Raw genomic sequence first — 22,495 nt, 5'->3', positions numbered from 1 at the left:
GCGTAAATTTATAATAAAAGATTACAAATAAAAATTCCTAACGGAATTTCAAGCAAAATTCAGCGCACAAGCTAAGCTAACAATTGTTGGCAACTGGCTTTTACTTTTTCAAATTCCATGTGGTTATTTGTTCCAAAAATTAGTTTGTCTCCATTTAGAATAAACTTCTGTGGTTTTATTTTCTCAATCTGATTCCAAAATCTTTCGGTATCCTTTAATGTACCCATTTCCCGAGATTCATTTAAGTCGATTGAAAAGGCACTATAATTAACAAAAATATCCATTGATTTAAATCTCTGCTTAGTATCAAAAAGCAACCATTGATCATAAATATCAAAAAGGGAGTTTTGTGATAATTCAAATGCAGTTACTTTGTCGAAATAAGCGATTTCATCTTCGTAAACCCAACCTCTTTGTAATTCATCATCAGTTGGTACAAACGAGTCGCTATCGAATGAAACAATAGAAAGATATTTATCAATAATAAATTCGGGAAACAGTAAAATAAGAGAATCCATATTATAACTATCAGATACTATTTCAATCCAATAGTATTCACTATATTTTCCAGAGTTTATCATTTAGTTTGTTAAAAAGTTCTCGCGATTCTAGAAGTTTACAAGTTATGAAAACGAGTATTTTCGGCTGAACGAAAATACGATAAAAAACGTTAATTCCACTAAAATGTATAGAAACGTGTGTTGCTGACTGGCTTTTAGTTATCCGAATGTAAAATCTGATCCTCCAACTTTATTTACTTTATAGTTTCTTAATTCTTATTCCGAGTCCGTGTTCATCTTCAAATGTACATATAAAACAAATTCCAAAATATCCTTCATTTATTTTGCCAGCTCTGCGAAGTGTTCTTTATGTATAAAATATGCTGATCGTTGTGCGAAGTCTCCCGACTTCGTAACCACTCCAGTGATCCACAAAAGAATGAAAAAAGATTGGAACGGAATGTAGCAACGGGTACGAAGTCGGGAGACTTCGCACAGCAGGGGAGCCAGTATACTTACCAACCAAAGGGATTTGCTTCGAAGGGGATTTTTTTAAATGTTTCAAAAAAAAATAAAACATATTTTGAAACAAAAACCGTTTCAAAAAAAATAGTATAAAAATTTGAAACACTTTTTGTTTCAAATAAAAAAATAATAAAATTTGAAACAAGACTATAAATCAAAAAGGAGGAATGATGGAAAAAATTGGAGCGCTACCAGGAATACCAAAGGAAGAAATGGCTCAAAAGCATAAAAGTACACCTAAAAACAAAATCAATATTTTATAGTTAGAACTTAAGTTTTTATAAAAATCTAAATAATTAGACATAAGTTGAATTTTAATTTAAATACAACAATAAATTAGGTGTCATAAAAAAAGCTTCCTATTGGAAGCTTTTTTTACACAGATTATGCCTTTCTATAATTGACTAAATTAATTATTATTTATCAACTATAAAGAGACCCGAAAGTCTCTTTATAGAATTAATATATCTTTATAAATAATTATTTATTGATTAATTTTTCAAGCGTCACCATCATTTCATCTTTCTCTTTTAACATACGCTCGTATAACGCAATTTTTTCTTCATATAATTGAACAATTTTGTCAATTGGATTAAATGTACAGTGTGGATTAACTGCATTTAGTGTTGATGTATCATTACTTGTAAAAGTATTAGAAATAATATTTATTGCTTGCTCTTCATCAAAATTTTGAAAAGCTTCCACAGGAATTTTTAATACGGCTGAAATTTGTTTCAGCAGGCTGTCTTCAATTACATCTTTCTGCTCCAGCATCGAAATTTTCTTTTGGTTCCAGTCTGCGCCCAGATCATAAGCTAATGCTTCCTGCTTTATATTAAGCATTTCCCTGAAACGTTTTACGTTTTTCCCCTGATGTATTTTCTGTTCCATAATGCGTATCAATTTTTCTAAAAGCTCAAAGATAAAGCGATTTTGATTAAAAATCCTGAATTTCAAAGATAAAAAAATATCCAGTAAAACATTCTTTTTTGTCAGATATTATATCCGTTTTTCGAATAGCAAAAAAAAATTAAAGTGAAAGAATCTGTGCACTGTAACGTAATAAAATATCCGGTATTCAAATTTTAAAATACGATAGGATGAAAATTTCAACATCGATTTTCTTTCGGTTATAATAGAAAAAAGACATAAAAAATCCCATTCGCCGCGGCGAATGGGATTTTAGTTTTGTGACCTCGACTGGACAAATTTCTATAAATTTTATGGAGGATTTGAAGAGATTGGCATATTATATTTAGTGTCTGTCTTTCATTGGCTTTATGAATCTGGTTTGGATGTCCTGTTGGGGATTGATGTAAAAACGCAAATAATTTATATCTGATTTTACGATAAATTTTAATCTGATAAATTTCACTTAATGAAAAAGAAACAATTTAAACTATTGTGGTAAAAAAGGTATCAGCTCGATTCTCTGTCTGATGTTTTATATTTGTTGTTCGGTTTTATTTTATATCGCATTTTTTGTTGGCTAAAGAATTGGTTTTAGTTTTCTAAAATTGTATAGTTACCGCATTTTCCAAATCCAAAATACCTCCGTCCGCAGCTTGCTTGTTATAGAAAATTATTTTGTTTTCATAACTATTTTTAAATTTATAAACGGGTTCTACAATAATTTCGTTTTTTGTATTTATAAGACCCCAGCTGCCTTGCTTTACATACCAACCACCGTCTTCTTGTTCTCCCTGATAAAAATACAAAAGTCCGTCAGGATTTATTAGTAGAAATTCCTCATGGAAAGTGTGTTCTATCCAGTTATAGCTGAAGGGAATAATCAAATTTTTCTGGTAATCAAAAACGCCGTATTTACCTCCGTCCAATGTATAATAGACCTCTGCATACTTTGCTTCTTCAGATTCATAGTCATGGGCTGTCACGGCATCCCTTTCCTCGTAAACAATAATGGAAGTTTTTCCCTGAAAAATTAGATCATAGATAGGAGGAACCAATGTGGTGAAATTTTGGTCTAGAAGTCCTTGTCCGCCGATCATGTCATAGTCTTCAATGTAAGCATCATAAGGCATCTGTGTATCATAGACATTATAACATAAAAATCTGCTGGTAAAAGTGACAAGTCCGTAATGAAGAGTTTTAAGAAGAGTTCCTTTCGGGTTAAAGATGTGGTAGATGCTCTGATCTTTTTTATTTATCTGTTCTCTCGCTTTATAGACCTGCAGGTTTTTATCATACTCAATTTCTCTGTATTTCAAAGGGATTATAATCTCAAATTCTGAGTTTAATATTCCATAGTAGTTGTTGATGGATACCTCATAGCTTTCCTTTGTTTTGTCACGCAGACTGTTGTAAAGTGCTGGTAATAATACTTTAAAATTTTCATCCAGTACACCATGTTTTGTGATTGTAAGGCCATCTTTTTCTTCAATAAATTCGCTAAAAAACAGCATGTCTTTTTTAGTATGATATTGATGTACAGAGTAGTATTGCTGGGTGTCAATAAGCACTTGTGCATTTTTAGAGACTTTTAAAGTCCTATTGGTATTTGTTACAGAATTAAAAAAATTAAGAACAGCAAAACCTCTTGTGTCATAGAATCCAAAATAACTTCCTGGTTTGAGTTTTAATTTTTCGCGGATAAAAGCAAATAATTGAAGATTTTTTTCGACTTCATTCATTCCTTTTTCTATATTTTCGTTATCTTGTGAATTCATATTTCTTCTCTTTACAGTATCAAAAATAGAATAAAAAAATAGGTTTTCCTTTTCGAAATGAATAACTAATTTATGAGTTTAATTTTTACAAATCTAAAGGTTCTGGGATTTATCTAAAAAGGAGTTTTCTCACTTCACAGATTTTTGTATTGATTCGTTTAAATTACTTATTTAATTGGGTATATGAAAAAAATGACGTCAATTGTCTTCAATTGACGCCATTTGGCTGTGTAGTGACCTCTACGGGACAAATTTCTATAAACTTTATGGAAGATTTGAAGAGATTGGCTTACTACAAGTAGGGGTTGTCTTTGTATGGCATCAACATTTTGGTTTGGATGTACTGTTGGGGATTTGAAGATTTTTTATCTCAAATTTGAATCTAATTGTTTTATTTCATTAGTGCTTAATGAAATATCCAAAATTTATTTCACGTAGCAGAATAAAACTCCTTTAAAATTACCAATCTTGGCATGGCATAACAATTGGTAACTTTCTAAAACGCATTGTAAATACCTTATACGGTAAAATTCATAGCGTGAGAAAGTACTAATTAAAAAAGATAGTTATGAAGACAAAACCATTCAAGCCCTTCAACATTATTCTCGCCACTATTACAAATAGTGAGAATAACGAAATCGAAACTGCAGATAGTGCAGAAACTAAGTATGTAGAGGTCAATGGCGACCAGATTGCATATCGTTATTTTGGAAAAGGGAGTCCTATTGTTCTGGCCAACCGTATGAGAGGGACACTAGACACTTGGGATCCTTTATTTTTAGATGAGCTGGCAAAATATCATACCGTAATTACCTTCGATTACCCAGGTACAGGTTATTCATCGGGGACACTTCCAAATAGTATGGAGATTGTTGCTGATTATGTGAAAAAGTTTACCAAAGCTATTAATGTAGATAAATTTGCGATGCTTGGCTGGTCTTGGGGAGGATATGCAACTCAGACAACATTATTGGAGTATCCGGAAATTGTTACACACGGTTTTCTGGTTGGTACTGCTCCTGCAGGAACCCACGATAGTAAGGCGATCGAAGAAATATGGGTTGAAAGAGCTATTAAGGAGATTAATACTCTTGAGGATGAAGAAATTCTGTTCTTCGAACCTGTATCAGAATTCAGCAAAGAAAGAGCTAAAGCGTCTCGTGATAGAATCTATTCGAGACCTGGAGTAGTTGATAAGATCCCGTCGACCATGCCTGAATTTGAACTTTTTTTTGCAGGACATAGTAAATACAAAGATGATCTAAATAGGAGGGAGCAGCTGCTGCAAACCAAAACCCCGATTTTGATTATCTGTGGGGATCATGATCCAAGTGTTCCTGCAGAGAACTGGTATAAGCTCTCGGGACAATTTCAAAATGCGCAGATACTTGTATATCCAAAATCAGGGCATGGCCCACATCACCAATATCCTGAACTTACTGCAAATTATGTCAGTCAGTTTATTAAGTACACTTCCTAATAATTTACATTAGGATTAAAGGTGACTGGCGTACTGCTGTCACCTTCATTTTTTGGGCAATAGTTAATTTTTTGTTAAAGTCATAATTGTATTTTGTACCAAATGGTACATTATTGTATCTTTGTCCCATAAATAATTCAAAATGGCAGGCAGACCAAAAATATTCGACGAACAAGAAGTGATTTCAAAAGCCTCTCAAATCTTTTGGGAAAAGGGTTATGAAGCTGCATCTGCCGAAGAACTTTTAAAAGCTATGGGGATTGGTAAAGGAAGCTTCTACCTTTTTTTTAAAGGAGGCAAAAAAGAGCTTTACGAAAAATCACTGCATCAATTTGCTGCTAATTTACTTTCAAGATTACGTAAAGAAATCGCAGAGAGTGAAAATCCATTTGAATATTTAAAAACTTTTTTTATGGAACTTTCAGACAGTGCAACTATAGACAAAGCAAAGGGATGTTTTATGGGTAATGCTTTGGTAGAAATGGCAGCAAAAGATGAGTACACCGGAAAGGTAATTGCCAAACTGCTTTTTGAGCTTGAAAAAATATTTGCTGATGTTATTCAGATCAGTAAAAATAAAGGTATTATCAAAACAGATAAAAGTGCTGAACTTATTGGAAGCCATCTTCTTAATTTATGGAACGGAATCAATGTTACCAGACGAATGGATATTGATGATGCTTCATTGGCTGCTCTAATAAAATTTAATCTTGAAATAATCGAATAACTTTTTTTAACCAATTTTGTACTAATTGGTACAAAATAATTTTAAACTTTATATTATGAAATACAAAATTTTTGGACAGAAAACTGGACTTAGAGTTTCGGAACTGGCATTAGGAACAGGAAACTTTGGAACACGATGGGGACATGGATCTGACGAGGAAACCTCAAAAAATATTTTCAATAAATATGTTGAAGCGGGAGGTAATTTTATTGATACAGCAGATGGTTATCAGCTAGGGCAGTCAGAAGAAATTCTGGGAAATCTTATTAAAGAGAAACGTCATGATTTAGTACTTTCTTCTAAATTCTCAACTGGAGGATCGACACTTCTTACAACGGGAAACAGTAGAAAGAATATTATCCATTCTGTAGAACAAAGCTTAAAACGACTTGATACTGATTATTTAGATATTTATTGGGCGCATCTTGCCGACGGACAGACGCCAATAGAAGAGATCATGAGAGCCATGGATGATTTGGTACGTCAGGGGAAAATTTTGTACACCGGCTTTTCAAATTTCCCTGCGTGGAAGATTGCAAATGCAGCACTTTTGGCTGACCTTCGAGGCTGGGCTCCGGTAGCCGGAATACAAATAGAATATAACCTTATTGAAAGAGGTGCTGACCGCGAATTATTACCTATGGCAGAATCATTAGGTTTAGGGGCTGCTTTTTGGTCACCTCTTGCAGGTGGAACCCTTACCGGAAAATACCGTTCAAATCTTCAAAATGAACCTTCTAGACAACAGGCGTGGGGTGGTGCACTCCTAAAAGGCGAGACTGGAAACAGGGAAACTGAAATTTTAAATGCGCTGGAGAGTATAGCCAATGAAAAAGAAGCCAAGATATTAGACATTGCATTGGCATGGCTGAGACAAAAACACGACAATAGCGGGCTGTCAACAGTTACGATATTAGGCCCGCGTAATGAACAGCAGCTTGCTGATAATTTAAATTCATTGGCTATAACGCTTTCTGAGCAGGAAATTGAACTGCTAAATAAACTTAGCGATTTTGATTTGGGATATCCTCACAACATGATTTCAGAAAGTCAGAAAAATATATTCGGTGAAAGTACTGGACTGGTAGAAACAAAACGTAAAATATAACATTTCAGGGATTTAGGCACGATTAGATTTTTATTCTGCTCACTTTATTATCCTAACTTTTAAAATAACATTAAATACAAATACTAAACAATGAAAACAATTTTTAAAAAGATGATAGGTATCACCTTATTATCGATCTTGAGTTTACAACAAATCAATGCTCAATCGGCGTCCAATGCTAAAACACAATACATAGAAATTAATGGCGATAAAATAGGTTACAGGTCTTTTGGAAACGGAACTCCTGTAGTACTTGCTAACAGAATGCGTGGTACTTTAGATACTTGGGATCCTTTATTTTTGGATAAACTGGCAGCAAGCCACAAAGTTATTATTTTTGATTATCCTGGAATTGGTTATTCAACTGGTATTCTTCCAACTGATATGAATACCGTAGCGACTTTTATGAAAGATTTCAGCTCAGCTATTAAAGTGCAAAAATTTGCAATGTTAGGTTGGTCATGGGGTGGATTTGTAACACAAATTACTCTTTTGAAGTATCCTGATTTAGTAAGTCATGCTATTTTGGTGGGTACAACGCCTCCGGGAACTAAAAACGACTATTTCCCTATAGCTGAAAATTGGGTTGAAAGAGCTTTAAAACCAGTAAATAACCTTGAAGATGAAGAGATTTTATTCTTTGATCCATCGTCTGAAAAGAGTGTACAAGCTGCAAAAGCATCACATGACAGAATTTATGCAAGACCGGGTGTAGAGTCTAAAATTGCATCGACTATGGATATTTTCCAGTTGTTTTTTAAAGGACATGGAGGATTTAAGGAGGACACTAAAAGTAGAGAAGAACTTATCAAAACATCAACTCCTATCTTATTGTTATGTGGAGATAATGACATCAGCGTTCCTGCAGAACATTGGTACAAATTATCTGGAGAACTTAAAAATGCTCAATTTATAGTATTACCTGAAACGGGACATGGTCCGCAGCACCAATATCCAGAACTTTCAGCAAAATATATTGATGATTTTATCAAATTGTCAAAATAATCACATTGCATAACACATTCAAAACCGAAGTAAAAGAAACTTCGGTTTTTTTATGTTTTGTAGAGCTGGAAATTAAGTCCTTTATCTATCTGTTTTGTGAAATTTCATTAAATGAAAATTATGGTTTGTGATATATAACAGCTTTTTATCTATGTCGGCTGCCTAAGGTGTGAATACTGTTCATTTTTTGTTTTGGCATATAAATTGGTTCCCTCAAGTTCAAAATAGTTCTCCGTTAGAGGAAAATGTTTATAAATTCTGAATATTAATTAGTGCGTCCGAGGATAAGAAGATTTATGCACATTTACAGGTTTACTCAGCACAAACCTGAAATCGCATGGTATAAAAACAACTTGAATGTGTTTAATCTTCGCATCCCTGGGCAGCTAATATTTTAACACAGACGAATTCTTTCGTGAATTTCTACAGGTCGGCAGTTTTACTTTTTTATATGCATTTTTGGAATATTAAGCGCCATACTAATAATTGGCGCTTTTTAATTTTTTTGTTAGACTTTACTGTGGAGCGAGCAGGAAACTTAGTTTTAAGGTATAAAAAAAACGATATATGCATCAGATCAATACAAAGACAATTATGTTTATTTCAGGAGCATTTGTGAGTTATCATTATTGGGATGAGTGGCTAATCTATTTTGAGAGCAGAGGGTATAATGTTGTGGCTGTACCGTGGCTTCACAAAAATGATTCAGTAGGAAATCTAAGAACATACGATCCCTGCAATAAAATAGGACTTATAACATTATCAAACCTCTTATGTTATTATACAGAAATCATAGAAAAACTACAGGAAAAACCGATTTTGATTGGACATTCTTATGGAGGTCTTCTTGTACAGTTATTAGTACAGAAGAATCTAGCCTCAGCGGGAATCTGCATCAGCTCATTTCCCCCATCAGGTTTTACGACTTTAAAATTTTTATTTTACAGAAATTTGCTCAACTTTTCGAGCAGTTTATTTTCAAAAGAAGCCACCTATTTTTTATCATTTAGAAATTGGCAGAAGCTTTTATTTAATACCGTTCCGCTAGAAGAACAACAAGATAATTACGAAAAATTTATAATTCCCGAATCACAAAAAGCATTGCGTGATTTGCTGCTGAGAAATACAAAAGTAAATTATAAAGAAAAACATGTCCCTCTTTTTTTTATTGCAACTTCAGAAGACAGGTTTGTCTCGCCAGAATTAATTTATTGGAACTTCAAGAAATACAAAAACTTTCATTCCATAACGTGTTACAAAAAGATAGAGAATCAGAGCCATTTCTTAATTCTACAGAGTCAATGGAAAGAAATTGCTAAAATTATTGCAGATTGGCTCGAGAAGATCCATTAACTTCTTTCCTTAATATCTAATTTCTTCATTTTTGAATTTAAGGTGGAAGGATTTATGTCTAAAATTTCAGCTGCACCTCCCGGCCCCGAAACTTTACCATTGCATTTTTTAAGAATGTATAAAATATAGTCTCTTTCGTTTTCTATAATAGTTTTTATTGAAATTGAGTCTTCAATCTGCTGTTCGTGAATTTTTGCAATTGGAGAGAATTCAATTTCTTTAATGATACTTCCTTCGCACAGTAGAATTGTACGCTGTATCAGATGTTCCAGTTCACGGATATTGCCGGGCCACTGATAATTCATAATCTGATTCAGAGCCAGTTCAGAGAGCCTTGGAGGGCTAATATCCATTTGCTCACTGTAGAGTTTTATAAAGTGTTCCGCCAATTCAGGGATATCTTCTTTTCGGTTTCTCAGCGCAGGTACCAAAATTGGGAAAACGTGTAGACGATAATATAAATCCATTCTGAAACGTCCTGCGGAAACTTCCTCTTCAAGGTTTTTATTAGTGGCAGCAATGATGCGGACATTGATTTTAATTGGCTGAAGTCCTCCAACACGTTCTATTTCCCTTTCCTGAAGTACACGAAGCAGTTTTACCTGAAGGTCGGGGTTCATTTCACCTATCTCATCAAGAAAAATTGTGCCGCCTTCTGCTGATTCAAATTTTCCGATACGTTTTTCCAATGCTCCCGTAAAAGAGCCTTTTTCATGCCCAAAAAGCAGTGATTCAGCCAGGTTTTCAGGTATGGCACCACAGTTGACTGTAACTAAGGGTTTGTCTTTTCGTGGTGATAAATAATGAATACTTTGGGCAATCTTTTCCTTGCCGGTGCCACTTTCGCCTAATATCAAGACAGAAGTTGCAGATGGGGCAACTTTCTTAACATAATTAAATACCGACACCATTTGAGAACTATTGCCAATTATGCTCCCGATACCTGATTGTTCCTCCTGAACTTCCTTTTTTTTCTCGGGAATTTCCTTAGGCTCGATAACAGTTTCTTGCGAAGAATAGAAACGTGCCACAAAACGTGACAATGTATTTTCAAGACTGGACAATAATTTTAAGTGTTCCTCAGAATAAACATTAAAATTTCTGCTGTAAAAAGTAAAACAAAATTTTTGAGACGCTGCAGTTTCAAGGGGGAGTACCAAATAGGATTTAATTCCAAAATTATGGGCTATTATTCCTTTGATAGGGGCTGTCTGAAAATTCGTAATTAATGATTCTTCGCTGTAAATAGTAGGATTACTGTCAATCTGCGATTTTTTGTACGTTTCATCCAGTTCTCTGATAGAAATTTCAGCGAGCTGCGAAAGCTTCTGAACGCTGATAATCTGATATAGGTCTGTGTTTTTTCTGGCGATTCCCAAATTTTGATACTGAAGTTCATTTACAAAACCTGCCTCTAAATAATCAAATGAAATAAACGTCTGAATTATTTTTGCGAAAGCTATTAAAGCATCTTCCAAATCCAGTTTTGAATTGATTATTTCAGCAAGGCTATTCTTTATTTCCACCTGCTGCTCAAGCTGTGATTCTAGGCTGTACTGCTGTCTGTAAAAAGCAATTTCAAGGGTAGTGATAATATCCTGTTCGCGAAAAGGTTTTACAATAAAACCGTAGGGTTGTGTTGTTTTGGCTTTGTTTAAAATATCCAGGTTCGAGTTTGCCGAGATGTAGATAAATCCGATGCCTTTTGACTTTAAAATATGGGCCAGATCTATGCCGGTCTTATTTCCCTTGAGCCTGATATCCAAAAGTACGAGATCTGGTTTGCGCGTTTCAATTACTGCAAGAGCCTTGTCTACCGAACGTACAATTTCCATAACTCTGTAATCTGATTTTTCCAGAATCAGGCGAAGGTCATGTGCCTCAATAAATTGATCTTCGACAATTAATATCTGCTTCTGGACTGTATTGGTAAAAGAGACCGTTCCCATAAATACACTGATGATTTTTCGATATAAAATACTGAGATAAAAGTAGTTAAATATCAGCAGTTAATTGGGGGTATTTGCAAAAATATATCAAAAAAAAGATCTTTAATGTGAATTTTCTGCTTATTATTTAAAAGGGACATTCTACTTTATTTATATATTTGTCTGCCTCAAAGAATTTATAATCTGATATTTAAAAAATTATGAAACAATTCTTTACTTCCTGTTTGTTTTTTTTATTTGCTTTTTCATCGTTTGCTCAGATACCTTCAGTGGCAAAGTATGATCTTCCTAAAAAAAGACTGCTTATTCAGGCCTGTTCTATGTATCTATATAGTTCTAACCAGGGACTAATAGACAATGACAGCGCAGTAGTACTGACCTGTAAAGCCTATAAATTTCCTCTTTTACTGGCCTATGATGAAGGATATAATGACGGGTCAAAATTAGCAGGCAGCGAACTTATTGAGAAGGGCGACATTAAATCTGCAAATCGTCTTCTGGCAAGTTTAAAAGGTGTTGACCGTCTTAAGTTACTATACCAGCTATCTAATTTCTATATTTTTAAATCTGGAGCAAAACCAGCTGATTTAGAAAATGCAAAAATTTATATAGATCAGGCTGTGGAGTTAAGCGGCAAGCTTAAAATTAAAAAATGGGAACTGGAAAGTCTGATGCTCCTTGGTAAATATTATTTTCAGATTAAAAATATGCCAGAAAGCAGAAAATGTTTTATGATGGCCGTAGAGGGTTCCCGAAAACTTAATGATAAGAACGCACTTGCGTACGCGCTTAATACACTGTCAATTTATATGTCTCCGATGGAGCCTGAGAAATTAAAAGTGATGCAGGAACTTCTCGCACTATATAAGGAACTCAAGAATAAGGAAAAATTAATCGAGGCAGAAATGAGAATGACGGTGATCATCTTTTGGTCAGGAAAGCTCGATGAAGCCAAGAAGATCATGTACAGAACTTTGATCGATATGCGCAGTATTAATTTTAAACATGAGCAGTATACCGAAGCAACATTGGTGTTCATTGAGATAGAGGAAAGAAATCTCAATGCGGCTCTTTACTATGCCTTAAAAAGTGTAAAAAGAATGGATGCCACAAAAGACTATACTTTTGCCGATATACATTACAGGAGGCTCGGATCAGTTTACGGGATGATGGGCTATAACCAGGAAGCAATTGACTTATTTAAAAAAAGCATTAGTTTCAGTAAGGAGAATAAAGTCAATTCAGGATGGTACAAAGCCTTTTTAAATGCCTGTAGGGCATTGGCCTCAGAAGGGAAATATAAAGAAGCTCTGCAATATCTTGACGAGATGACCGCTGAAATCGGGCCGGCAAATGATTTTGAAAAAATGAGCCTTAACTTTATCAAAGCAACCTCTTATGATAATCTGCGTAATGATGCCCTTGCAGAAAAGTATTTCAAGGAGATGGCGTTATTTGCTGAAAAACTAAATTCCAAAGAAACCTTCCGTGATGTTGTTTATTCTTATACGGCTATGGCCTTTTTCTATGCTAAAAGAAATGATGCAAGAAATGCAAAGCTTATTACAGATAAGATCAAAGCAATCACCAAGGAAAACAAGTATAATTTTGATTCCGATTTATATCAATATTCACTATATAAAATCGATTCCATAAGTGGTGACTACCGTTCCTCTCTAGGACATTTTCAGAGCTACAAAAGAATGTATGATTCCCTTGCGAATAATTCTAAAAACAAACAGATAGAGGAATTAAAAATTCAGTACGAAACATTGAATAAAGAGCAGAAAATTAAACTGCAGGAAAGTGAGCTTAAGAAATCACAGCTATTAAATACAGTTTCTATTTGGAGTCTGGTTTTGCTGCTGTTAGTTATCGGATTATTGTTTAACAGATACCGCCTGAAACAAAGAACAAATTCCAAACTGGAGCTCAAAGAAAAAGAAATCAATCAGAAAAACATTAATCTTGGACACCTTCTTGATGAAAAGGAATGGCTGCTAAAAGAAGTCCATCACCGTGTAAAAAATAATCTGCAGACTGTTATAAGCCTTTTAAATTCGCAGTCCGCTTATCTGGATAATGACAAAGCACTCTCAGCGATAAGAAACAGCCAGCACAGAATACATTCTATGTCACTCATTCATCAAAAACTCTATGGGACTGAGAATATTGCAACTATAAATATGCCGAGTTATATAAAAGAGCTTGTTGCATATTTAAAAGAATCCTTTTCCCTTGGACAGAGAATTCGTTTTGAAGTAAAGGTAGATCCATTGGAACTAGATGTATCACAGGCAGTGCCTTTGGGATTGATTTTAAATGAAGCTATTACCAATTCAATTAAATATGCTTTTCCAAATGATGCAGCAGGCTTTATCTATGTGTCATTGGAAGCATCCGCAAACGATAAGTATCTAATGAAAATTTCTGATAATGGAATCGGAATTGATACTGACTTTACAGATGTAAGGGCAGACTCATTCGGGATGAGTCTAATCAAAGGGCTCACAGATGATTTGGAAGGAAATTTTTCAATGGAAAATAATAATGGCACGATTCTGAAAATTGAATTTGTTCCTGAGCTTCCAATCGACAGAAAGTACGAAGCCAAACCTGAAATAGATTCTGAAAATCCTTGAGCTTAACAAAAGGGACAACTGTACTTAATAACTCCGGATAATTAAGTTTAAAATTCTTGACTCTACGTCTTAAAAGGAAATTTGATTTCTTTAACATATAAAAGCCTTCAAGACATTGAAGGCTTTTATCTTTTTACTTTTTAGAGGGAAATATTATAAAGGAAAAGAAGTTTGAAATCATCCCGGCAACAATCCACGAACGCATCCAGAATGATAAAAAAACAGATTTGTCTGCACAGTTAATCCAAGCTAAAGTCAAGGTTATGAAGAAAGTCGTGATTAGATTTTTTATAAATTTCAAAGACCCTTTTCGAAAATAATTAGCAGCTGTTTTCACGCCTAATTTAAATTTATTAATTGCGGGCCAAATTCTTCGTAAAAAATATTTCCCTTATCCACTTTTAATTCGATTAAAGCTTCGTACTGTGCTTTAATGAAAATTTCAGGACCACAGATATAATATTTGGCCTGTTCCAGCAGAATTGCTTCTTTGCATTTATGAAGATCAACACGTCCCATTATTATTTCGTTTGAGCTATTTTCGTGTTTTTCCACAGTATCATAAAACGTGAATGTTTCGAGCCATTTTGCATCTCCTTTCAATTGCTCTATCTTATCTTTGAAGGCATGCACAGCTTCATTTCTGCAGCCATGAATCCAGATTGTTTTTTTATTCTCAAGGGAAGCATGATTGGTTTCGAGCATGCTCAGCATGGGAGTGAGACCAACTCCGCCGCTTATCAGCACAAGCGGGCTTTCAGAATCTTTTTCCAAGTGAAACAAACCTGCCGGAGCTGAGATTGAAATTACATCACCTTCTGATTTTGAGTGCAGCGTATTGGAGACCATACCCGATGGATTTGATGCAATTCCAGTTTCTTTTTTTACTGAAATCCTGTAATATTCCTCATTAAACGCACTTGATAGGCTGTACTGTCTTGGTTGTAACAGGCCTAGTTCTTCAACGAAGACCTGGACACTTATGAATTGTCCTGAATGGAAGTCAGTAATTTCTCTGCCGTCTTTAGGATATAAATAAAATGATTTAATTTCAGTAGATTCCTCTACAATTTTTTTGATTACGAATTTTCTCCATCCGTTCCAGCTTCCGGGTTTTGCTGCATTTTCCTTGTATAATTCCTTTTCCAGGTCAATCATAATTTGTGCAAGCTCAAAAAAAGCTGTTGTCCATGCATCAAGAACTTCAGGTGTTGCAGCTTCGCCAACAACTTCGGCTATGGAAGCGATAAGCTGCGTTCCAACGATGTTATATTGTTCTGGCTGGATGTTAAGACTCCTGTGCTTGGTTCCGATTCCTCTAAGCACACCAATCAGTACGCTTGGGTCTTCGATGTTTTCGGCATAGGCCAGCACTGCGTTTGCCAAAGCAGATTTTTGTTTTCCATTTGCCTGATTTCCCATATTAAACATATTCTTTAATTCCGGGTGATTTTTAAACATTCTGGCATAGAAATAATTGGTCAGATCCTCGCCGTTGGATCTTAAAATAGGTATGGTAGCTTTTATGAGCTCTTTTTGATCTACATTCATATTGTAAATTTTAAATTATAATAATACTTTATCTGATTGTACAAATAATTGCGTGCTTAATTACAGGTACAAAACTACATAGAGCGAATCGCTCCGCTTTATGACTCAAATCATAAGGTGTGGATTAATATTGACAAAGTGAACTCTCGGTATGAAAACTACTGTTTTCATCACAATGACTTATTTAATGTATTTAAGAAGCTTAGTTTACCTGATTGTTTAAATTCTGAGAGAATCCTGCTGTATTAACATAGTCATAAGTGTTTTCAGGGAAGGATGGAAGTCCCCTGTTTTTATTGTAGATTGCTTCTATGAGACGTAAGGCAACAATTACGGGACTTGAATTCTGATCAAAGAAAAGATAGGCCTGCAGGTCGGGAACTTCAACTTTTGATTTTCTAAGTTTATGTCTTAATAATTTATTATAGGAATCTGTAATGTTTTGAATTGCACTGAATATGCTTGTGTTTTGGAGAAAACCTATCGTCAGCATCGAAGTATCTATAATAGTGGCTTTTTGCTTCATTTCGAGAAGTGGAAGAAGTGCTTCCGCAACTCGTATTCCTGCAAGATATTCCGACAAAAGTATATCTGGGCATTGGGCTGTAAGATGTTCTTTTGACTCTAAATAGCACTGTCCCGAATTATTGATAAATACGTTGAGCTGTGGAAACTTACTATGAATTTTGAGGATCATTTTTTCTACATCATCTTCAGAGGTAAGGTCACAGTATAGAGTTTCAATATTTTTATGAATGCGTGATATGCGATGGAGCTCAATTTTATCTCTGCCTGTAATAATCACTTTATTTCCCAGGGCAGAAAGTAATCGGGCGAGTTCCAGCCCGATTCCTGTGCTACCGCCTGTGATAAGAACGGTATTTTTATAAGTTTTCATAATTACAATTTTAGTACATAAAAAATGCTGTTAAATAATAGTCCCTGACCTGATAATATCAGATGAGCTTCTTCTAATTCTTTAAGGTATGCAGGATGGAAAAGAAATTCAGGGCATTTTAGAGGCAATTGTTTTTTACTTAGAAAAAGATTGTGAAAACTTTTTTGTAAATCAACGCAGGGCAATTTTATAAACCTGCCAATACTGAAATTAATAATTTTTATAATTTCTCATACCAGTCTAAAATATAATCTGCTACAATTTCCCAACCTGATTCGCCGCATATAAAGTGGCTTTTTCCGGTAAAAATCTTTAAGTCTACTCGGCTATGGTGATCTTTGTATTTACTTGCCAGTGTTTTTGTGAGAGATGGCGGAAAAATATTATCACTGCCGCCTCCAATAAATAAAATAGGTTTATGCGGTTTACTGAAATTAATATTAGAGAAAGAGTTTAATACTAATTCACGGCTTACTTTAAAACTCTCAGGAACGGCGATACTATCAAAAGCACTTGCCCGTTCTCTTTCCAGCAACGTATTAAAAAAACATTTGTCATACCAGTCCCGACTGCCCATATAATATTTCTTAGAGGAAAAAAAACCAAATGCAGGCAATACTGCTTTTAACGTGGTAAAGGGAGGGAATACATTTTTTGGAGGGGCGCCGTCAATACTTACTGCTGCTTCTGCCTGCCCAAGTTCTAATAATTTCATCGCTGCCATGCCTGCCATTGAATGTCCAATAATTAAGGGTTTTTCAGGCAGGCTTTCAATGAGACGAACAATGTTATTAACCACATCTATAAAACCCGTTTTTGCAAGAGCTGGATGAACTTGTTTTCTCAAATCAGAAGGGATTCCTTGGTGGCCGGGATTAGCGGGTGTGTAAACGGTATAACCCTTTTGCTCGTAACGGTCTTTCCATTTTGCCCAGCTAGAGTCGTTTACAAAGTTCCCATGTATTAGGATAATCGATTTCGATTTCATAATAGTAAATTTTAATTATTAAGAGTATCATCAATAGTAAACAATTACCTTAAAGGGAGCACCGAGAGGGTATATCCAATCATAGTAATAACAATTTAATCCAAATAAACCAAGCGTGTTAAATGTGTTTTGACTGCTTTAATTTAGAATTCACCTTTTTTCAAATAGGGCTGTCCCCATAGTATCGTCTGCAGTAAAACACTTTTTAACCATGCATTTTGCATTTTTTCAACATCGTCAGCACTTGCTCCAGTTTTTGCCAGGAAAGGCTTAAGGGTGGTTATGACAGGAATCGTCAGCGCCGGAATATAGCGATAATTAATAATGGGTACAGAATTGACGTTGTCTGTTTTGTTTTTCTTTGTAGTGTAATGTCTCAGGCCTATTTCATATTGGTAGTTAAGCCAGTCCTGATTATAATTTGCTTCCGCTGTCTGCAATACCCACATTTTAAAACGTTCTCTGACTTTTGCTAAGTATTCAGCGTCGGGTTTACCGGTTTTTTTATTTCCAAAAAAGTAAACTAGTTGAGGTGTGGCGCCAACGAACCCATACCATACGTCCAAAATTTCATTTGTCTGGCCTTTCAATATGTCATGGCTCATGCGAAGATATTTAAGATCTTCATCACTGAAAAGGAGGGACTGCTGCAGGAGTTTTAATTCTTCAAGGGTAAAAGGAGATTTACTGATCTCTTTGGTCCCATAGGTATACCCGCTGGGTACTTGCGGTTGCTGGGCGTTAATGTGTGCTGAGATTATCAGCATGGTTACTAGTAATAAAAATTTAGCTTTCATTTGATTTATAGTTTTAGGTTAATAATTTCTTTTTCATCATTAGTCAACAGAGAATGCGGACTACAAAATAGTTTTCACTGCTTAATATCCCCTACATTGTTTCTGGAAGAAGCAGTTATACTAGTTTTGCTTTTACAGAATAGCATGTCTTATTATTTTGAATTAAGTACAATAAAATCAGTAATATATTTTGCACTCAGTTCAGGATATTGGTGCTGTGGCCCATGCCCGGATTGAAAGAATAAGATCATTTGAGCGTTCTGTAGCTTTCTGGTAAAAGGATACCAGTTTTCGACTGCAAAGCTTATATCGTGATCACCGCATAATATTAAGAGTGGGGTTTTGGTGTTTTTTAGCTGTTCTCTGAAATTTGGCTTGTCTTCTGAAAAAGCAACCCCGCCAGTGAGATACAGGTTGAAAACTTCCATTTTAGATGGTATTTTAGAAACGTCAATTCTTTGTGCTATGCGGTCGTGCGAAGCTTTGGCAGCAGCGAGACTGGCTTGTGATGAAGGTTCAAAAAAAAGAATTACTTCATCATCGAAATTGTTTACCGGTTTTAATGCCACGTCCAGAAAAGCTTTTTCTAATGGAATTTCATTTTTTCCCGGCGGATTAGTTCCAATGAGTATGGAATGGGTTATCAAATCCGGATATAGTAATGTGGCTGCCTGCGCCACAAGTCCTCCATAAGACCAGCCTAAAACAATAACTTTTTTTAATTTTAATGCTTCTGCTAAATCTTTTACATCCTTGGCAACAACACTAATATCTGTGGACAATGTGCCCGTTGATGAGCCAATTCCTGTATACTCAAAAGTTATAACATTAAAATTTTCGGACATTTTATCCAGAAACAACGGATCCCAAGTATCCAATGTTCCCCTAAAACGGTTAACAAAAATTACAGGTATACCTTTGCCAATGGATCTATAGGCTAATTTTCTGCCCTGTACTTCTACAAATTGTGTTTTCGATTCTATTGCTTTTTGGGCATAAGTTTCAAAAGATGCTGCAATAAGTATCATTAAAAAGCTAAGTAAATTTTTCATAATCTGTTATTTAAATGTTATAAACTCTAGTGGATTTAAAATTGCTTTTGATTTCCAAATTTGAATAATGAACCAGCTATATTCATTGTGGCAAATGCATCTGACAAATATGTTTGGAATATCTAATTCCACATGTATTCTAATAATGTGCCAATCTGTAATTCCACTATTTACGGCTATTAACCAAGATCATAAAATCTAATATTTGTGATATAAAGTGAATATTGTTAAAGCAGTTATGAAATAAAACAAATTTTAAAGTGATTTTGATTGTTGGTATTCAGGTAATTAAGTTGTGTGTAGTGAATTATATATGTGAGATGTGGAGTTAAGAATCTTCTAAATGTTTAGTCAGTATTAGGCACAATTCCTGCACGGGTTACATTGAAAATTTAGATGATAATAAATTTCGGTGTTTATGAAGTGGACCAGTTGTTTGGTATAAATGATAAAACTGGTCTAAATATTAGTTAGGTAAGCTTACTAATTTTGTCTGACAATTAAGTACAATTAAAAACAAATCAAAATGAGCAAATCAATTTTTTATCATGCTGGATGTCCAGTTTGTGTAAGTGCAGAACAGGATATTTTAAATTTAATTAATCCCGCGGATGTAGAGGTAGTAAATCTTGGTACAGACAAATCAAGAATCCAAGAAGCTCAAAAAGCAGGACTAAAATCAGTTCCAGCATTGGTAACTCCAACAGGAAATGTGCTGCACATCAATTTTGGCGCCTCAATGGAAGATGTAGCCAGTTAAATTTTAAAACCTCTTTAGAGGAAATCTAAAGAGGTTTTAATTTGTTTTTTATGATTATTAATATAAAAATTAAAGATATGAAAGTAGCAGTGTGGGATACCTATGTAACCCGAAAAGACGGAAAAATTATGCATTTCGATATACTGGTTGATGAGCAAACAGTTGATGCCGATAAAGTTTTTGAATATGGTAAAAGCTATTTAAAAACGGTATTGCAGGATGGGCAGCCTTTAACTTCAAAGGAATGCTCTTTTTGCCATATTGACAAAGCTCCTGCGGCGGTAGAGGAACAAATTTTAAAGAATGGTTTTTCTATTATCGAAATGGAAAATTGTTATTGATGATTTCCTTTTTTATGGTAATTATTAATGTATAGACTGAAAGTTGGGGGCTTTCAGTCTATTTTATTTTCAGAAGATACAATGAAGAAAATTTTTGATTTAGAAATTCAAAACAACAGCCTAGACGGTAAAATTGTAGCCGGGCTGGAGCGCCTTTCTCAGGTTTTCAGGGTTTTGTTATGGGAAAAAGCTAAACATTCAGGCTTGACTCCTCTGCAGATTCAGCTTATGATTTTTATAAAATACCATTCTAGAGATAAATCCACAGTAAGTTATCTGGCAAAAGAATTTAATTTGACAAAAGCCACGGTCAGCGATACCATCAAGATTTTGGAACTGAAAAAATACCTTTTTAAGCAGGTACATTTAAATGATTCCAGAAGTTTTACAATTTCATTAACTCAGGAGGGTTTGAATGCTGTTCTTTTGACGGAAAATTTTACGGATCCACTTTACGATATTGTAGCTTCCACATCAAACACCGAAAAGCAGATTCTATGGAATACTATAAATTCCATTGTACAGCAGCTCAATCACATTCAAATAATAAATGTTCAAAGTACCTGCCACAGCTGTATTTTCTTTTCCTCTAATAATGGACAGCTGCATTGCAGGTTAATGGATTTGGAACTGAAAAACGGAATAAGGCTGGACTGCGCAGATCATAAGCCTACACGTTTACAGGCATTTTGAGAGTGCAATTATACCTTGTTCCAACTCTTGTTCCGTAAGCGACGCATATCCTAATCTAAAACCCGATACAGGACTGCCAAAACTGAATTTTTCGGGATGCATTATTTTGATACCTTTACTTAACAGCTCTTGATAAATGTACTGGATATTAATTTCTTTTTTGGGAACAATCCAGAATGCCAGACCTCCTTCGGGTTTATTAAAAGTAATTTTGTCTTTAAGATGAAGCGCACAGAGGCTTTCAAAATAATCTCGTTTTGCCTTATAAATAAGATTTGTTTTTTTTAGATGCCTTTTGATTTTGCCCTCATTAATAAGATGAAGGACAGCCTCTTCCATAATATTGTCACCCTGTACGTCAATTATTTGCCGATGACAGGCTATTTTCTGAATATTCTCTGCAGAACTGACTGCGAAACCGATGCGAAGGGCAGGAGCAACAATTTTACTTAAAGTTCCAATGTAAATATAATGACGGACATTGTTGTAGCTTGAGATGGGCAAGAGAGGGCGCTGGCCAAAATGAAATTCATTATCATAATCGTCCTCGATTATTGTAAATCCATATTGATTGGAGAGCTCGATAAGTTTTAATCTTTTTTTAAGGCTCATCGGTACGGTGGTGGGAAACTGATGATGCGGGGTGACATAAATGGCCTTAATGTTTGCATGGGTTTTGAGATAATCTTCAACTTCATTCATGCTTAGCCCATCAACTTCAACACTTACAGGAAGCAGTCCTGCTCCTGCATTTTCAAATGCCTGCCAGGCAGGTTTATAACCAGGGTTTTCAATCATTACCAAATCTCCTTTGGAAAGCAGGCAATGTGCTGCTAGATACATTCCCATCTGGCTTCCACGAGTAATACAGATCTGACTCAGCGATACATTCATGCCTCTTTTGAAGTTCAGCATTTGAATTATGGCTTTTCTAAATTCCAAGTTTCCTAGTTCAGAACTGTAACCCATAACTTGCCATCGTGATTTTCGATTAAATATTTCTCTGTAAGCGCTCGCCAGATCATTCATGGGTGCTAGGCGACTGTCGGGCAGACCATCATCAAAGGTCAAATTAATTTTGTGGTCTTCAACTGCGGGACTTATCTGTTTCGGGTTTTTTGCACTGGAATTAATTTGCGGTACTATATCGGCAATAAAAGTTCCCTTACGGTCAATCGTCACAAGCCAGCCTTCTGCGATTAAAACTTCTAATGCAAGAATTACCGTATTCCTGTTCACATTAATAAGTGCAGCAAGTTGACGGCTGCCGGGCAGTGCAGTACCACTAGATAATTTGCCTGATTTTACTGCATTAATAATTGCATCAGCAATCTGAAGGTATAATGCTTTTTCAATTTTTTTATCAAGCTGAATTTCAAATTGCCAAGGTCTTAACATCTGGACTATCTATTTATATCAAAACTGTATCATATGAACAT

The 22,495-nt window shown here is 35.0% G+C and carries 19 protein-coding genes; 9 read left to right on the top strand and 10 right to left on the bottom strand.

What is annotated here, in order from left to right; genetic code table 11:
- Positions 1-71: 71 nt before the first annotated feature.
- The 3 genes from HAV12_RS13370 to HAV12_RS13360 form a co-directional block, all read right to left on the bottom strand.
- The gene (locus HAV12_RS13370) at positions 72-581 is read right to left on the bottom strand and encodes a hypothetical protein (RefSeq protein WP_171570091.1); all 510 of its coding nucleotides are present in this window, start codon (positions 579-581) and stop codon (positions 72-74) included.
- A 924-nt stretch (positions 582-1,505) separates the two neighbouring features.
- Complete coding sequence (locus HAV12_RS13365) at positions 1,506-1,916, bottom strand: helix-turn-helix transcriptional regulator (protein ID WP_171570090.1); 411 nt, start codon at positions 1,914-1,916, stop codon at positions 1,506-1,508.
- 620 nt (positions 1,917-2,536) lie between these two features.
- Positions 2,537-3,712 (bottom strand): WG repeat-containing protein, encoded by a 1,176-nt coding sequence (locus HAV12_RS13360; protein WP_171570089.1) that lies wholly within the window; start codon positions 3,710-3,712, stop codon positions 2,537-2,539.
- 742 nt (positions 3,713-4,454) lie between these two features.
- On the opposite strand from HAV12_RS13360, the gene HAV12_RS13355 reads away from it, so the two are divergent.
- The 5 genes from HAV12_RS13355 (at position 4,455) to HAV12_RS13335 (ending at position 9,385) form a co-directional block, all read left to right on the top strand.
- Complete coding sequence (locus tag HAV12_RS13355; protein WP_240345160.1) at positions 4,455-5,192, top strand: alpha/beta fold hydrolase; 738 nt, start codon at positions 4,455-4,457, stop codon at positions 5,190-5,192.
- Positions 5,193-5,334: 142 nt separating this feature from the next.
- Positions 5,335-5,919, top strand: coding sequence for a TetR/AcrR family transcriptional regulator (locus HAV12_RS13350; protein ID WP_171570087.1), 585 nt, complete (start codon positions 5,335-5,337; stop codon positions 5,917-5,919).
- Between the two features lie 55 nt (positions 5,920-5,974).
- A complete protein-coding gene (locus HAV12_RS13345; RefSeq protein ID WP_171570086.1) occupies positions 5,975-7,027 on the top strand; it encodes an aldo/keto reductase in 1,053 nt (350 codons plus the stop codon).
- A 111-nt stretch (positions 7,028-7,138) separates the two neighbouring features.
- Entirely contained in the window at positions 7,139-8,032 is an 894-nt protein-coding gene (locus tag HAV12_RS13340; RefSeq protein WP_171571691.1) for an alpha/beta fold hydrolase, read from the top strand.
- A gap of 567 nt (positions 8,033-8,599) precedes the next feature.
- Entirely contained in the window at positions 8,600-9,385 is a 786-nt protein-coding gene (locus HAV12_RS13335) for an alpha/beta hydrolase (protein ID WP_240345159.1), read from the top strand.
- Here the strand turns inward: HAV12_RS13335 and HAV12_RS13330 are convergent.
- Positions 9,382-11,334: a sigma 54-interacting response regulator gene (locus HAV12_RS13330; RefSeq protein ID WP_171570085.1), complete on the bottom strand. Its 1,953-nt coding sequence runs from the start codon at positions 11,332-11,334 to the stop codon at positions 9,382-9,384. The two genes, HAV12_RS13335 and HAV12_RS13330, sit on opposite strands and share 4 nt — an antisense overlap.
- A gap of 200 nt (positions 11,335-11,534) precedes the next feature.
- Here HAV12_RS13330 and HAV12_RS13325 point away from each other — a divergent pair, with 200 nt between their 5' ends.
- On the top strand, positions 11,535-13,976 hold the full coding sequence (locus tag HAV12_RS13325) for a sensor histidine kinase (RefSeq protein ID WP_171570084.1): 2,442 nt from the start codon (positions 11,535-11,537) through the stop codon (positions 13,974-13,976).
- A gap of 339 nt (positions 13,977-14,315) precedes the next feature.
- Here HAV12_RS13325 and hmpA read toward each other — a convergent pair whose 3' ends face one another.
- The 5 genes from hmpA to HAV12_RS13300 all read right to left on the bottom strand — a co-directional run bounded on the left by hmpA (position 14,316) and on the right by HAV12_RS13300 (position 19,262).
- Entirely contained in the window at positions 14,316-15,527 is a 1,212-nt protein-coding gene (gene hmpA, locus HAV12_RS13320; RefSeq protein ID WP_171570083.1) for an NO-inducible flavohemoprotein, read from the bottom strand.
- Positions 15,528-15,729: 202 nt separating this feature from the next.
- Positions 15,730-16,425 (bottom strand): SDR family NAD(P)-dependent oxidoreductase, encoded by a 696-nt coding sequence (locus tag HAV12_RS13315; RefSeq protein WP_171570082.1) that lies wholly within the window; start codon positions 16,423-16,425, stop codon positions 15,730-15,732.
- A gap of 220 nt (positions 16,426-16,645) precedes the next feature.
- The gene (locus tag HAV12_RS13310; protein ID WP_240345158.1) at positions 16,646-17,413 is read right to left on the bottom strand and encodes an alpha/beta hydrolase; all 768 of its coding nucleotides are present in this window, start codon (positions 17,411-17,413) and stop codon (positions 16,646-16,648) included.
- A gap of 143 nt (positions 17,414-17,556) precedes the next feature.
- A complete protein-coding gene (locus HAV12_RS13305; protein WP_197984800.1) occupies positions 17,557-18,210 on the bottom strand; it encodes a protoglobin domain-containing protein in 654 nt (217 codons plus the stop codon).
- 152 nt (positions 18,211-18,362) lie between these two features.
- Entirely contained in the window at positions 18,363-19,262 is a 900-nt protein-coding gene (locus tag HAV12_RS13300) for an alpha/beta fold hydrolase (protein ID WP_240345157.1), read from the bottom strand.
- Positions 19,263-19,788: 526 nt separating this feature from the next.
- Here HAV12_RS13300 and HAV12_RS13295 point away from each other — a divergent pair.
- From HAV12_RS13295 to HAV12_RS13285, 3 genes are all read left to right on the top strand, one after another.
- On the top strand, positions 19,789-20,022 hold the full coding sequence (locus HAV12_RS13295; protein WP_171570081.1) for a thioredoxin family protein: 234 nt from the start codon (positions 19,789-19,791) through the stop codon (positions 20,020-20,022).
- Positions 20,023-20,099: 77 nt separating this feature from the next.
- A complete protein-coding gene (locus tag HAV12_RS13290) occupies positions 20,100-20,363 on the top strand; it encodes a DUF2024 family protein (RefSeq protein ID WP_171571686.1) in 264 nt (87 codons plus the stop codon).
- A gap of 81 nt (positions 20,364-20,444) precedes the next feature.
- On the top strand, positions 20,445-21,056 hold the full coding sequence (locus HAV12_RS13285) for a MarR family winged helix-turn-helix transcriptional regulator (protein ID WP_171571685.1): 612 nt from the start codon (positions 20,445-20,447) through the stop codon (positions 21,054-21,056).
- Here the strand turns inward: HAV12_RS13285 and HAV12_RS13280 are convergent.
- A complete protein-coding gene (locus tag HAV12_RS13280) occupies positions 21,042-22,454 on the bottom strand; it encodes a PLP-dependent aminotransferase family protein (RefSeq protein ID WP_171570080.1) in 1,413 nt (470 codons plus the stop codon). The two genes, HAV12_RS13285 and HAV12_RS13280, sit on opposite strands and share 15 nt — an antisense overlap.
- Positions 22,455-22,495: the final 41 nt, after the last annotated feature.

It is taken from the genome of Flavobacterium sp. CLA17 (assembly GCF_013112255.2).
In the GTDB taxonomy this organism is placed as follows: domain Bacteria; phylum Bacteroidota; class Bacteroidia; order Flavobacteriales; family Flavobacteriaceae; genus Flavobacterium; species Flavobacterium circumlabens.
The sequence above is the reverse complement of the archived record's forward strand: the minus strand, read 5'-3'. Positions and strand labels throughout refer to the sequence as shown.